This window comes from Micromonospora sp. S4605 (assembly GCF_003176715.1).
In the GTDB taxonomy this organism is placed as follows: domain Bacteria; phylum Actinomycetota; class Actinomycetes; order Mycobacteriales; family Micromonosporaceae; genus Micromonospora; species Micromonospora echinaurantiaca.
The window spans coordinates 1-12,950 of the sequence record NZ_QGSW01000271.1 but is presented as its reverse complement, the minus strand read 5'-3'; the positions used below and the strand labels follow the sequence as shown (position 1 = coordinate 12,950).

Here is a 12,950-nt window from a genome sequence, read left to right as displayed (position 1 = left end):
CACTTGTTCCGTCCCCCGCCCGACGGCAGGCCCGCCGGACAGCCGGGACGGTGGCGTCGGCCGGACAGCCGGACCGGCGTCGGCAAGCTGGGCGGCGGCCGGCCCGGCCGGGTGTGACGACGGCCGGGGGTGCTCACCGGTTCAGACGATGCGCGCCCCGGCGACCGGTCCGTGGGCCACCCGGGCCTCCCGGCACACCCCGGCCGCCGCCAGGTCGGCGGCGACCCGACCGGCGTGCGCCTCGTCGGTGGCGAGGAAGACGCAGGTCGGCCCGGAGCCGGAGACGATGCCGGCGAGCGCGCCGGCCGCCTCGCCGGCCTTCAGGGTGGCGGCCAGCGACGGGCGCATGGCCAGCGCGGCGTCCTGGAGGTCGTTGCCGAGGGCGGCGGCGAGCACCCGCGGGTCGCGCTGGCGCAGCGCGGCGAGCAGCGCGTCGGTGCTGCCGAGCGGGGGGCGGGCCGCGCCGGCCTCGCGCAGCCGGTCGAGTTCGGCGTAGGCGGCCGGGGTGGAGAGCCCGCCGTCGGCGATGGCCACCACCCAGTGCCAGGAGGTGGGGCGGGCCAGCACCGGGCTGACCGCCTCGCCCCGGCCGGTGCCCAGCGCGGTGCCGCCGTGGATCAGGAAGGGCACGTCGGAACCGAGGTCGGCGGCGATGCCGGCGAGTTCGTCGCGGGACAGCCCGGTGCCCCAGAGCGCGTCGCAGGCGACCAGTGCGGCGGCGGCGTCGGCGCTGCCGCCGGCCAGCCCACCGGCGAGCGGGATCTGCTTGCGCAGGTGCAGCCGGGCGTGCGGAAGGACGCCGGCGTACCCGGCGAGCGCGTGGGCCGCCCGGATCACCAGGTTGGAGTCGTCCAGGGCCAGCTCGCCGGTGCCCTCGCCCTCCATGGTGAGGGTGAGCGTGTCGCCCCGGCGGGCGGTCAGCTCGTCGTGGATCGAGATGGCGTGGTAGACGGTGTTCAGCTCGTGGTAGCCGTCCCGGCGCAGTGGGCCCACCCCGAGGTGCAGGTTGACCTTGGCGGGCACCCGTACCCGGACCGGCCCGCTGGCGCCCCGCCGCCGCGGGTCCTCGTCCTCCGGTCGCCACGCCTCGGTCACGGGACGTCGTCCCGGACGCGCGGGCGGACCTCGAACGGCTTTTCCACGATCTGCTCCTCGGCGCAGTGGCGGCCGGGCTCGCGCCGGCCGCCGACCAGGGGGTACGGGTACACGTGCACCGGCCCTCGGCGGACCCGGCGCCAGCCTACTGGGCGGCGGGCGCGGCGGCCGGAGCCGACGCGGCGATGGCGGCGAACTGCTCCACGGTGAGTGACTCTCCGCGTGCGCCGGGGTCGACCCCGGCCGCGGTGAGCGCGGCGGCGGCCCGGTCGGCGCCGCCGGCCCAGCCGGCCAACGCGGCGCGCAGGGTCTTGCGGCGCTGCGCGAACGCCGCGTCCACCACGGCGAAGACCCGCTCCCGGGGCACCTCCGGCCGGGGCGGCTCGCGGCGGGTGAAGGCGACCAGCCCCGAGTCGACGTTCGGCACCGGCCAGAACACGTTCGGCGGCACCCGACCGGCGGCCCGGGCCCGGGCGTACCAGGCGAGCTTGACCGACGGCACGCCGTACACCTTGGAGCCGGGACCGGCGACCAGCCGGTCGGCCACCTCCTTCTGCACCATCACCAGGCCGTGCCGCAGGCTGGGCAGCTCGGCGAGCAGGTGCAGCACCACCGGCACGGCCACGTTGTAGGGCAGGTTCGCCACCAGCGCGGTCGGCGCCGGGTCGGCCAGTTCGGCGGCGTCGATCCGCAGCGCGTCGGCCCGGTGCACGGTGAGCCGGCCGGCGTCCGGGCCGGCGTGCCGCGCGGCGGTCTCCGGCAGGGCCCCGGCCAGCACCGGGTCGATCTCGACGGCGTGCACGTGCGCGGCGACCGGGAGCAGGGCCAGGGTGAGCGAACCGAGGCCGGGGCCGACCTCCAGCGCCACGTCCTCCGGGGCGAGCCCGGCGGCGGTGACGATCCGGCGGACGGTGTTCGGGTCGTGCACGAAGTTCTGGCCCAGCTTCTTGGTGGGCGCGACCCCCAGCCGGGCGGCGAGTTCCCGGATCTCCGCCGGGCCGAGCAGGCCGCCCGGCCCGCGCGGCGGCTCGACGCCGGCCGGGCTCACCATGGGCCGAAGACCCGGTCGCCGGTGGCGGAGATGGCCGCGCAGAGCTGGTCCAGGTCGGCGCCGGTGGTGGCGGCGAGCGACCGGACGGTCAGCGGGATGAGGTACGAGGCGTTGGGGCGGCCCCGGTGCGGCATCGGGGTGAGGTACGGGGCGTCGGTCTCCACCAGGAGCTGGTCGAGCGGGGTGAGCGCGGCGGCCTCGCGCAGGGCGCCGGCGCTGCCGAAGGTGACCGTGCCGGCGAAGCTGAGCAGGTAGCCGCGGCGGACGCACTCGGCGGCGAAGTCGGCGTCGCCGGAGAAGCAGTGCAGCACGACGGTGTCCGGCGCGCCCTCGTCGTCGAGGATGCGCAGCACGTCGGCGTGCGCGTCCCGGTCGTGGATGACCAGTGCCTTGCGGTACCGCTTGGCGATCGCGATGTGCGCCCGGAAGCTCTCCTCCTGGGCGGCGCGGCCCTCGTCGCCGGTGCGGTAGAAGTCCATTCCGGTTTCGCCGACGCCGCGGACCCGGTCCCGGGCGGCCAGCGCCTCGATCTCGCGCAGCGCCTCGTCCAGGTCGCCGAGCCGGGGCGCCTCGTTGGGGTGCAGCGCCACGGTGGCCAGCACCGCCGGGTACCGCTCGGCGGTCTCCGCGCCCCAGCGGGAGGAGTCCACGTCCACCCCGACCTGCACCAGCCGGTCGACGCCGACCGCGGCGGCGACCGCGACGGCCGCAGCGACCGGGTCGTCGGCGGGCCCGCCGCCGGGCACGCCGGCCTCGCTGACGGTGATGTCGAGGTGGGTGTGGCTGTCCAGCACCGGGCCGGGCAGCGGCTCGGGCGCGGGCGGGAACTCCCCGGCGCGGCGGGCGGCCCGGGCGCGGCGGGATTCGGCGCGCCCGCTCGTCTCTTCGGTTGGCTCGGTCATCACCCAAAGGATCACACACCGGCCGGGGCCACCCGACCGCCACCTGATGTTCACCTCGGCTACCCAGGGCGACTCTACGGTCGCGGGGTGGATAAGCGGACGGAGCGCAGCGGAGTGCCGGCATGAGCGAGCGTCAGCCAGCGAATCATCGGCTCAGCGCGGAGGTGCCTCATGGCGGCACGGAGCGCAGCGGAGTGCCGGCATGAGTGTCCTGCCCCAGGCCGGTGGGGACGCCGGTCAGCGGACCGGGCTGCGGGTGGCGTACGGCGGCGCGGTGTACCCGGCCGAGGAGATCGCCCGGGGTGCGGCGTACGAGTTGTTCAGCGCCGACGAGGTGGCCGGCTTCGAGCGGTCACCGCGGCCGGGCAGCGCGCTGCCGTGGCGCCGGTTCGTGCACGTCACCGAGGTGAGCGCGGTGTACGGGGCGCCGGCGCCGGCCGAGGAGCCGGAGGCGCCGCTGATGCTGCCGGCGCACCGGGAGCGCGGCTGGGTGCAGGTGCAGCAGCTGAGCCAGCAGCCGGCCGCGGCCGGCGATCCGGTGCTCGCCGCCGTGCGCGGCTCGGCGGTGATCCGGCGGGGCACCCGGATGGTGAAGGTGCTCTCCCCGGCGCAGCTCGCCGGTCACCTGCGGGGTCGGCTGCCGCACGGGTTCTGCTACCGGGAACACGACGTGGCGCACCTGCGCGGCGCGGCGGCCACCGCGGTGCTGCGTACCGACTCCGACAGCGGGCCGGGCGACGTGACGTACGTGCTGCGCTGGCGGGCGGCCGACCCGGGCGACTACGTGGCGCCGGTCGGCGCGGCGCACCGGGGGCTGACCGCGCTGCCGCCCCGGGACCGGCTGGGCCCGCCGGTGCTGGGCACCGGGTTCGTGCCCAGCGGCAGTCAGCTCGTCCCGGAGTTCGTCACCCGGGACTTCGCCGACCTGCCGATGCCGGCGAACGCCACCCTGCTCGCCTACCCGGCGGAGGGGGTGGAGGTGGTGCTCTACAGCTACCAGGCGGAGCAGCGGGGCTGGCTGCGGATGGTCGGCCCGCAGTGGCGGCACCTGCTCGCCGCGGTGCCCGGGCTCTCCCCCGACCAGGAGTACCTGCCGACCGGCGAGGCGCCCCGCTCGACCCAGCTGGTCGGCGCGTACGCCGGCGGCGAGTACGAGGCGGTGGCCGACCTGCCCGGCGGGTTCCGGGTGCTGGCGATGACCCGGGCCGCCCGCTACCCGGTCGACGCGGTGGCCCGGCGGCTGCGCCACGCCCGGTGGCGAGGGGTGGACTGCCTGGTGCTCCGGGAGGAGGCCGGCTGGCTGCGGATCCGGCTGCGCCGGCCGGATCCGGACGCGGTGGTCGCGACCGGGGCGCAGTGCCAGGAACGGGGCGTCTACGAGACCTGGGCGCCGGCCACCGAGGTCACCGACGACCGGGTGGTGGACCTGCCCTACCAGCTCTGACCGGAATACCGGCCCACGCCGTGGGAATGCGCCGAGCCGACGACGAGCCCGGAGTTCAGGAGTGAGCATGCCCTTCATCACGGTGGGTACGGAGAATTCCGCCCCGATCGACCTGTACTACGAGGACCACGGCACCGGCCAGCCGGTCGTCCTGATCCACGGCTTTCCGTTCAACGGGGCGACCTGGGAGAAGATGAGCGGCCCGCTGCTCGCTGCGGGCTACCGGGTGATCACCTACGACCGGCGCGGCTTCGGCAACTCGGCGCAGCCCAGCGTCGGATACGACTACGACACCTTCGCCGCCGACCTCGACGTGTTGATGACCGAGCTGGACCTGCGCAACGCGATCCTGGTTGGCCACTCGATGGGCACCGGCGAGGTGACCCGTTACCTCGGGGCGTACGGCTCGGACCGGGTGGACCGGGCGGTGCTGATGGCTCCGCTGGCGCCGTTCCTGCTGAAGACGGCGGACGACCCGGAGGGCGTGGAGAAGAGCATCTTCGAGGGCTTCCAGAAGGCGATCATCGACGACCGCTTCGCCTTCCTCACCCAGTTCTGCAACAACTTCTTCAACTGGGACGAGAACAAGGGCAAGGTGGTCAGCGAGGAGGCGTACCGGGCGCACTGGGAGATCGGCGCGCGGGCCTCGGCGAAGGGCACCCACGACTGCGTGGACGCCTGGCAGACCGATTTCCGCAACGACGTGCCGAACATCGACGTCCCGGTGTTGATCATCCAGGGGGACAGGGACAACGTGCTGCCCTACCCGGTGACCGGGCAGCGCCTCGCGCCGATGCTGCGCGACGGCAAGCTGGTCACCCTGAAGGGGGCGCCGCACGGCACCCCGTGGACGCACCCGACCGAGGTGAACAAGGCGATCATGGAGTTCATCGGCGCGCCGGCGATGGCCCGCGCCTGACCGCGTACGCGGCGCGGCCCGGGACTTCCCCGGGGCCGCGTTTCGCGTACGTCGGCTCAGCCGCCGAGCCGGGCCAGCTCCTCGTCCACGATCGACGGGTCGAGCTTGCGGAAGACCGGCTTCGGGGCGGCCAGCGGCCGGCCCACCGCCAGCGGCACCGACTCCCAGCGCGCGCCGACCGTGTAGTCCCCGGTCAGCACCGGGTACGCCGGCCCGCCGTCGAGGTCCTCGACCTCCTCGATGACCGGCATCGGGGCGTGCACGCCGGTGCCGCCGAGCAGCTCGTGCACCTTCTGCGCGGAGTGCGGCAGGAACGGGGTGAGCAGCGTGTTGGCGTCGCTGACCACCTGGAGGGCGACGTGCAGGATGGTGCCCATCCGCGGCTTGTCCGCCTCGTCCTTGAGCTTCCACGGGGCCTGCTCGGAGAGGTACCGGTTGGCCTCGGCGACCACCCGCATCGCCTCGCCGATGGCCTGCTTCTGCCGGTGCCGGGCGATCAGGTCGCCGACCGTGGCGAAGCCGGCCCGGGCCACCGCGAGCAGCGCCTCGTCGGCCTCGGTGAGCCCGGCCGGGTCGACCGGCGGGATCGCGCCGAAGTTCTTCGCCGCCATCGAGATGGACCGGTTGACCAGGTTGCCCCAGCCGGCGACCAGCTCGTCGTTGTTGCGGCGGAGGAACTCGGCCCAGGTGAAGTCGGTGTCGTTGCTCTCCGGGCCGGCGGCGGCGATGAAGTAGCGCAGCGCGTCGGCGTCGTAGCGCTCCAGGAAGTCCCGGACGTAGATGACCACCCGGCGGGACGAGGAGAACTTGCGCCCCTCCATGGTCAGGTACTCGCTGGAGACCACCTCGGTGGGCAGGTTGAGCCGCCCGAGCTGGCCCGGCTCGCCGTCGCGCGACCCCTCGCCGGAGTAGCCGGCGAGCAGCGCCGGCCAGATCACCGAGTGGAAGACGATGTTGTCCTTGCCCATGAAGTAGTAGGCGCGGGCGTCCTTGCCCTCCCCGTCGGCGGACCACCACTTCCGCCACGCCTCGGGGTCGCCGGAGCGGCGGGCCCACTCGATGGAGGCGGAGAGGTAGCCGATCACCGCGTCGAACCAGACGTAGATCCGCTTGTCCGGGCGGTCCCGCCAGCCCTCCAGCGGGATCGGCACGCCCCACTCCAGGTCCCGGGTGATGGCCCGGGGCTGGAGGTCGTCGAGCAGGTTCCTCGAGAAGCGCAGCACGTTCGGCCGCCACCCCTCGCGGGTGTCCAGCCACTGCCGCAGCACGTCGGCCAGGGCCGGCAGGTCGAGGAAGAAGTGCTCGGTCTCCACGAACTCCGGCGTCTCGCCGTTGATCTTCGAGCGGGGGTTGATCAGGTCGATCGGGTCGAGCTGGTTGCCGCAGTTGTCGCACTGGTCGCCGCGGGCGCTGGCGTAGCCGCAGATCGGGCAGGTGCCCTCGATGTAGCGGTCGGGCAGGGTCCGGCCGGTGGACGGGGAGATCGCCCCCATGGTGGTCTTGGGCACGATGTAGCCGTTGCGGTACATCCCCTCGAACAGCTCCTGCACCACCGTGTAGTGGTTGCCGGTGGTGGTGCGGGTGAACAGGTCGTAGGAGAGGCCGAGGCCGTGCAGGTCCTCCACGATCACCCGGTTGTAGCGGTCGGCCAGTTCGCGCGGGGTGACCCCCTCGGCGTCCGCCTGCACCTGGATCGGGGTGCCGTGCTCGTCCGTGCCGGAGACCATGAGCACGTCGTGGCCGGCCATCCGCATGTACCGGCTGAAGACGTCGGAGGGAACGCCGAAACCGGAGACGTGGCCGATGTGGCGCGGGCCGTTGGCGTACGGCCAGGCTACCGCCGCGAGAACGTGACTCATGAGCAGCAAGCCTAGTGACCCGGGCGGCGCGGTCGCGAACCAATAGGGCTCCGCGGGTCGGCGGTCCGGCCGAGCCACCTCGACCATTGGTCCGATTTGTCCCCGACACGCGCTGTGAACTGCCAATACGCCTTCCGACCCCGGTGTCCAATGAACGTCGTGACTGGCAGCCGAGCGACCCACGACCGTGACGACCGTCCATCCGGCCCGGCCGTCGGGGACGCCCGCCGGGACTCGGTCGGGCCGCCACGGGCCGGTGCCGTCGCGCCGCATCCCCGGCCGGAGGCCAGCCCGGCGGCCCCTGCCGCCGACGACCCGACGGCCGGACCGCCCGTCGAGGTCGAGCCCACCACCGGGGCGCCGGTGGACGCCGTACCGCGCCGGGTCCCGGTCCGGCAGTCGAACGGGGGGCGGCGCCGGCGCGGCCCGCTCTGCGACGGGGGTACGGGCGACGACGAGTTCTGGGCGCCGATCGAGGAGGTGCACTGGGACGGCACCCCGATCCGGCCGCACCCGGCGCCGGACCGGGACCGGCCGACCGGCGACGCCGGGAGCCGGGCCCGGCGGGCCGACCGGACGCCGCGCCCTCCCGACCCGCCGCGCGGGCTGGCCGTGCTGCTGGGCCTGAGCCTGGCGGCGGCGTTCTTCGCCTGGGTCAGCGCCGGGCCGTTCTGGGTCGCGCTCGGGCACGCCACGCCGGGCACCGTGGTGGTGGTCGACTGCGCCGGTGACGGGCTGGGCCAGCGCTGCCGGGGCATCTTCACCGCCGCCGAGGGGCGGTACGTCGCGCACGGCGTCCGGGTCAGCGGGGTGCCGGCCGGGCGCGCCGCGCCGGGCTCGACCCTCGCCGCCCGGATGACCGGCCCGGACGGCGGCACCGCGTACGCCGACCACGGCGTCGGGGCCCACCTGCGCTGGCTGCTCGGGCTGCTCGCGGTGGCCGGCTGCGCGGCCGGGACCGCCCGGTGGACCGGGGCCACCCGGCTCGCCGACCCCCGACAGCGCCGCTGGGCGGTGGCCGCCGCCGCGGCCGGCCCCGCCCTGATCACCGCGGGCTTCCTGGTCGCCGCCTGGTGACGACCCGCAGGCGACCGGGCAGCGGTCGCCGCCTGGTAGCCACCGCGGGTGGCGCTGCCGGCCGCACTCGGCGGGGACCCGCCCCGACCGCTTTCGGCCAGCGGTGTCGACGCGGCCGGGGCGCGGCGTCGACCGCCGACCCTACGCGTGCACGACCGTGTAGACCTCGCGGCGGCGCAGGCCGAACTCGGCGGCCACCTCGGTGATCGCGTCCCGGCGGGTCAGGCCGGCGGCCTCCCGAGCGGCCACCGCCGCGCGCAGCGCGTCGTCGTCCGGGCGTTCCGGGGCCACCTCGGGAGCGCCCCCCACCACCAGGGTGATCTCGCCCCGGGGCTCCTCCTCGGCGGCCCAGCGGGCCAACTCGCCGAGCGGGCGGCGGACCACCTCCTCGTACGTCTTGGTCAGCTCGCGGCAGAGCGCGGCCGGCCGGTCGGCGCCGAACGCCGCGGCCAGGTCGGCCAGCGCGCCGGCGATCCGGTGCGGCGCCTCGAACAACACCAGCGTGCGCGGCTCGGTGGCGAGCGCGCGCAGCCGGGACCGGCGGGCGGCCGGGGTGCGGGGCAGGAACCCCTCGAAGCAGAACCGGTCGCTGGGCAGCCCGGACAGCGCCAGCGCGGTGGTCACGGCGCTGGGCCCGGGGGCGGCGGTCACCGGGACCCCGGCGTCCAGAGCGGCCCGGACCAGCCGGTAGCCGGGGTCGGAGACGCTCGGCATGCCGCCGTCGGTGACCAGGGCGACCAGGTAGCCGGCGGCGAGCACGTCAACCAGTTCCGGGGTACGCCGCTCCTCGTTGCCCTCGAAGTAGGAGACGATCCGGCCAGGCACGGTGACGTCGAGGTCGCGGGCCAGCCGGGTGAGCCGGCGGGTGTCCTCGGCGGCGACCACATCGGCGGTGCCGAGCACCTCGCGGAACCGGGCGGAGGCGTCGGCGGGGTTGCCGAGCGGCGCGCCGAGCAGAACGAGGCGCCCGGTGTCGGACATTTCACCCACGATTGACGCTCCTTCATCGACGGCCGTACCGGTATCGGAGACGACGGGCGCCACCGGGCACCTCCGGAGCCTACGATCGCCGGGTGACGAGTGCGTCGACAGCACAGAGCGCGGGTCGGACCGAGGCGGAGCCGACGGCGTCCGGCGGCGACCCGGGGCGGACGTCGCAGGAGGCGGGCGGCGCCGTCCCCGGCGTGGTGCGCCGGCGGCTGGCCACCGTCGACGCCCAGCTGGACGGGCGCTCCTGGCTGGCCACGGCCGTGGTCGTGGCGATCGCGGCGATCCTCCGCTTCGTCGGCCTGAGTGGCCCGAACGGCAAGATCTTCGACGAGGTCTACTACGCCCGGGACGGCTGGGGGCTGGTCGACAAGGGCGTCGAGTGGAACTACAAGGACGGCGGCCCGTCGTACGTGGTCCATCCGCCGCTGGGCAAATGGCTGATCGGGCTCGGCGAGTGGGCCTTCGGCTACTCCGACGCCGAGCACAACATCTCCGTCCCCGGGCACCTGGTCACCACCGCGCCGGAGTTCGGCTGGCGCTTCTCCGCGGCGGTGGTCGGCACCCTGTCGGTGCTGCTGCTGGTGCGGATCGGCCGGCGGCTGTTCCGGTCCACCGCGCTGGGCTGCGCCGCCGGCCTGCTGCTCGCCCTGGACGGCTTCCACCTGGTGCTGTCCCGCACCGCGCTGCTCGACATCTTCCTGCTCTTCTTCGTGCTGGCGACGTTCGGCGCGCTGGTGCTCGACCGGGACGCGCGGCGCCGTCGTTGGGCCCGGGCGCTGGACGCCGGCCTGGACCCGTCCCGACCGGGCCGGGCCGGGCGGCCGGACACCGGCTGGCGGGACTGGCCCTGGTGGCGGCTGGCGGCCGGGGTGCTGTTCGGCTGCGCCTGCGCGGTGAAGTGGAGCGCGCTGTACTTCCTGCCCGCGTTCGCGCTGCTGGTGCTGCTCTGGGAGGTCGGCGTACGCCGCTCCGCCGGGGCCCGCCGGCCCTGGCGGGACACCCTGCTCGACGAGCTGCCCTGGCTGGTGCTGGCCGGGGTGCTGATGGTCGCCACCTACCTGGCCACCTGGACGGGCTGGTTCCTCAGCGACGACGGCTACTACCGGCTGGCCGAGCGCTACCCGAACGCTCCACTCAGCGACACCCCGGTCATCGGCGCGCTGAACAACCTGTTCCAGTACCACAAGGCCGCGTACGGCTTCCACACCGGCCTGGACGACCCGCACAAGTACCAGTCCTGGCCGTGGCAGTGGCTGCTGCTGGGCCGGCCGGTGGCCTTCTACTGGTCGGGCGACGGGGCCTGCGGGGCGCCGAGCTGCGCGTCGGAGATCCTGCTGCTCGGCACGCCGCTGCTCTGGTGGTCGTTCCTGCCCGCCCTGGTGGCGCTGGTCTGGCTGGGCGTCGCCCGGCGGGACTGGCGGGCCGGAGCGATCCTGCTCTGCGTCGCCGCCGGGCTGCTGCCCTGGTTCTGGTTCGCCCTCGACGGCCGGACGATGTTCTCCTTCTACACCGCCCCGGCGCTGCCGTTCCTGGTGCTGGCCGTGGCCTACGTGCTCGGCTCGATCGTGTCGCCGGCCGGCCCGCCGGGTGAGCAGGTGGCCGTCGACCCCGAGGCCAGCCGGGACCGCCGGTTGGTCGGTGGCGTGATCGCCGGCGGGTACGTGCTGCTGGTCGCGCTCTGCTTCGCGTACTTCTACCCGATCTTCGTCGGGAAGCTGATGACGTACGCGGAGTGGTCGGCGCGGATGTGGCTGGACGGCCGCTGGATCTGAGCGCCGACATCGTCGGTGAGCACTGGAAACACGCCCCGCACATAGATGCGCGCCCCGATCGCCTGCCACGGGGGAAGCGGGCGATTGGGGCGCGCATGAAGAGCTTAACCACCGCGCACCACCGGCACAACGGGTCGACTTGGGTCAGATTTCCGACGGATGCGCCGCCGGACACATGGTTTACATCCGACAGACGGTGATGCGTCGCTTTCGTACCCCATTGCCCAACATTGACGCCCCTCGATCGCCGCCCGGCGATCCGAAGCGCGTAGCGGGCACCGGCGCGGCCCGGCCCGCCGGTGTCACCAGGATCTCGACTGGCGCGGCAGCCAGCCGGTGAACCTCCGCTGCAGGATCCGCTCCGGAACGCCCCGCAGGTCCTGCGTCGCGGCGGCGAGGCAGGACCCGAGATAGACGGCGAGGGCGGGACGCTCACCCCGGTACTCCTCCAGCAGGCGACGCTGCTTCGGGGCGCACGGCCACTCGCCGCCGCAGGTCTCGCAGGTCCAGGCGGGTACCACCGGCAGGTGGTCGTTGCCCGGGTCAGATGCACCACCGCTCATGACGGCATGGCCCTTTCCGGTCCGAGGACGACGACGCGCGGATCGCCGACCTCCGTACAGTTCGGACGGACACCGGATGCTCCCCAGTCGGCACTGCGTGTAGCGCCGTCGACTGCCGCCGCGTTACACCGTGCGGTAGGTTGCCGAGTCGTGGTGAGGGTGGGGCACTTCGCGGCCCGGACGCCGGGCCGGGCGGCACGCCGGCAGCGTACTGCGGATGGCCGCGATGCGTGACCTGCTGCCGGTCGCGGTGGCCGTGGCGGTGGCCGGCCCGGCCGACTGGACCGGCCAACTGCTGCCGGCCGAGCGGGACTGCCTCGGCGAGCGGGCGGTGGAGACCCGCCGCCGCGACTTCACCGCCGGGCGGGTCTGCGCCCGGCGGGCGATGGCCGCCCTCGGGCTCTCCCCCGCCGCCGTACCGTCGGCCGCCGACCGGTCGCCGGTCTGGCCGGCCGGGGTGGTCGGCACCATCACGCACACCCGCGGCTACTGCGCCGCCGCGGCCGCGCGGGCCACCGAGGTCCGCTCAGTGGGCATCGACGCCGAGCAGCACCGCGAGCTCAATCCGGGCGTACGCCGGCTGATCTGCCTGCCCGAGGAGGACGAGCGGTGCGCCCGGCTGCCCGTCGGCACCTTCTGGCCGGCGGTGCTGTTCAGCGCGAAGGAGACCGTCTACAAGGTCTGGCACCCGGTCGTCGGCACCTGGCTGGACTTCCACGACGCCCTGGTCACGCTCGACCCGGAGGCGGGGACGTTCACCGCCCGCATCGCGCCGGGCCGCCTCGACGCCGCACCGGTGGCCGCTCCGGCCCGGATCACCGGCCGGTTCACCGTGGACGACGGGCTGGTCCGGACCGCGGCGGTCCTGCTGCCCTGATCGCTGACCGGCAGGGCGGATCATCGACCCGAACAGGGGACCACCGGCGGGTACCGGACACGGAAGGATGCAGGGTTGTTTGCGCACGGTAGCGTCAGGCAGTTCTCGATCGTCGTCAGGTGCCTAGGAGTACGGTGAGCCACCCCCAGCCCCCATACGGGCCGCAGGATCCCCACCAGCAGAACCCGGAGCAGCAGCAGCCGTACCCGCCAACGGCCCCGATGCCGCAGTTCCCCGCCGACCAGGGCGGTTACCCGCCGCCACCGCCCGCCGCGCCGCAGCCCGGCGACCCGTGGGCCCCGCTGCCCCCGGTGTCCGGCGCCCCGCAGCCGCCCGTCTCCGGCGGGGGCGACCCGTGGGCCGCCCCCGCCGGAGACGGGCGGCTGCGGGGCGCCGGACAC

At 74.8% G+C, this 12,950-nt stretch carries 12 protein-coding genes and 1 pseudogene; 6 read left to right on the top strand and 7 right to left on the bottom strand.

Features of this window, described 5'->3' with window-relative positions; genetic code table 11:
• Positions 1-141: 141 nt before the first annotated feature.
• The 4 genes from DLJ47_RS24510 to DLJ47_RS24500 are packed head-to-tail and all read right to left on the bottom strand — an operon-like array spanning position 142 to position 3,060.
• Complete coding sequence (locus DLJ47_RS24510; protein ID WP_109903172.1) at positions 142-1,095, bottom strand: 4-(cytidine 5'-diphospho)-2-C-methyl-D-erythritol kinase; 954 nt, start codon at positions 1,093-1,095, stop codon at positions 142-144.
• A complete protein-coding gene (locus DLJ47_RS37540; protein ID WP_255562332.1) occupies positions 1,092-1,214 on the bottom strand; it encodes a hypothetical protein in 123 nt (40 codons plus the stop codon). The genes DLJ47_RS24510 and DLJ47_RS37540 overlap by 4 nt, the downstream gene beginning before the upstream one ends.
• Positions 1,215-1,240: 26 nt before the next feature.
• Positions 1,241-2,146 carry a 16S rRNA (adenine(1518)-N(6)/adenine(1519)-N(6))-dimethyltransferase RsmA gene (rsmA, locus tag DLJ47_RS24505; protein WP_109903170.1) on the bottom strand — a complete coding sequence of 302 codons (906 nt, stop codon included), beginning with the start codon at positions 2,144-2,146 and terminating at the stop codon, positions 1,241-1,243.
• Positions 2,140-3,060: a TatD family hydrolase gene (locus tag DLJ47_RS24500; protein WP_393343508.1), complete on the bottom strand. Its 921-nt coding sequence runs from the start codon at positions 3,058-3,060 to the stop codon at positions 2,140-2,142. The genes rsmA and DLJ47_RS24500 overlap by 7 nt, the downstream gene beginning before the upstream one ends.
• A 190-nt stretch (positions 3,061-3,250) precedes the next feature.
• Here DLJ47_RS24500 and DLJ47_RS24495 point away from each other — a divergent pair, with 190 nt between their 5' ends.
• Together DLJ47_RS24495 and DLJ47_RS24490 are read left to right on the top strand one after the other, a co-directional pair.
• Entirely contained in the window at positions 3,251-4,492 is a 1,242-nt protein-coding gene (locus tag DLJ47_RS24495) for a hypothetical protein (protein WP_109903168.1), read from the top strand.
• A 67-nt stretch (positions 4,493-4,559) separates the two neighbouring features.
• The gene (locus tag DLJ47_RS24490; RefSeq protein WP_109903166.1) at positions 4,560-5,411 is read left to right on the top strand and encodes an alpha/beta fold hydrolase; all 852 of its coding nucleotides are present in this window, start codon (positions 4,560-4,562) and stop codon (positions 5,409-5,411) included.
• A 56-nt stretch (positions 5,412-5,467) separates the two neighbouring features.
• On the opposite strand, the gene metG is transcribed toward DLJ47_RS24490, so the two are convergent.
• Positions 5,468-7,270, bottom strand: coding sequence for a methionine--tRNA ligase (gene metG, locus DLJ47_RS24485; RefSeq protein WP_109903178.1), 1,803 nt, complete (start codon positions 7,268-7,270; stop codon positions 5,468-5,470).
• 150 nt (positions 7,271-7,420) lie between these two features.
• Between metG and DLJ47_RS24480 the strand changes: the two genes are divergently transcribed.
• The gene (locus DLJ47_RS24480) at positions 7,421-8,347 is read left to right on the top strand and encodes a hypothetical protein (protein WP_233257997.1); all 927 of its coding nucleotides are present in this window, start codon (positions 7,421-7,423) and stop codon (positions 8,345-8,347) included.
• A gap of 141 nt (positions 8,348-8,488) precedes the next feature.
• Here the strand turns inward: DLJ47_RS24480 and rsmI are convergent, their stop codons facing one another.
• Entirely contained in the window at positions 8,489-9,328 is an 840-nt protein-coding gene (gene rsmI, locus DLJ47_RS24475; RefSeq protein ID WP_396776246.1) for a 16S rRNA (cytidine(1402)-2'-O)-methyltransferase, read from the bottom strand.
• A gap of 92 nt (positions 9,329-9,420) precedes the next feature.
• On the opposite strand from rsmI, the gene DLJ47_RS24470 reads away from it, so the two are divergent.
• On the top strand, positions 9,421-11,109 hold the full coding sequence (locus DLJ47_RS24470; protein WP_109903162.1) for a dolichyl-phosphate-mannose--protein mannosyltransferase: 1,689 nt from the start codon (positions 9,421-9,423) through the stop codon (positions 11,107-11,109).
• Between the two features lie 302 nt (positions 11,110-11,411).
• Here the strand turns inward: DLJ47_RS24470 and DLJ47_RS24465 are convergent, their stop codons facing one another.
• Positions 11,412-11,672, bottom strand: coding sequence for a hypothetical protein (locus DLJ47_RS24465; RefSeq protein WP_109903160.1), 261 nt, complete (start codon positions 11,670-11,672; stop codon positions 11,412-11,414).
• 226 nt (positions 11,673-11,898) lie between these two features.
• On the opposite strand from DLJ47_RS24465, the gene DLJ47_RS24460 reads away from it, so the two are divergent.
• Both DLJ47_RS24460 and DLJ47_RS37080 read left to right on the top strand, forming a co-directional pair.
• Complete coding sequence (locus DLJ47_RS24460; protein WP_109903174.1) at positions 11,899-12,549, top strand: 4'-phosphopantetheinyl transferase family protein; 651 nt, start codon at positions 11,899-11,901, stop codon at positions 12,547-12,549.
• 134 nt (positions 12,550-12,683) lie between these two features.
• Positions 12,684-12,950 (top strand): annotated as a pseudogene (locus DLJ47_RS37080) (hypothetical protein); the annotation flags it as partial.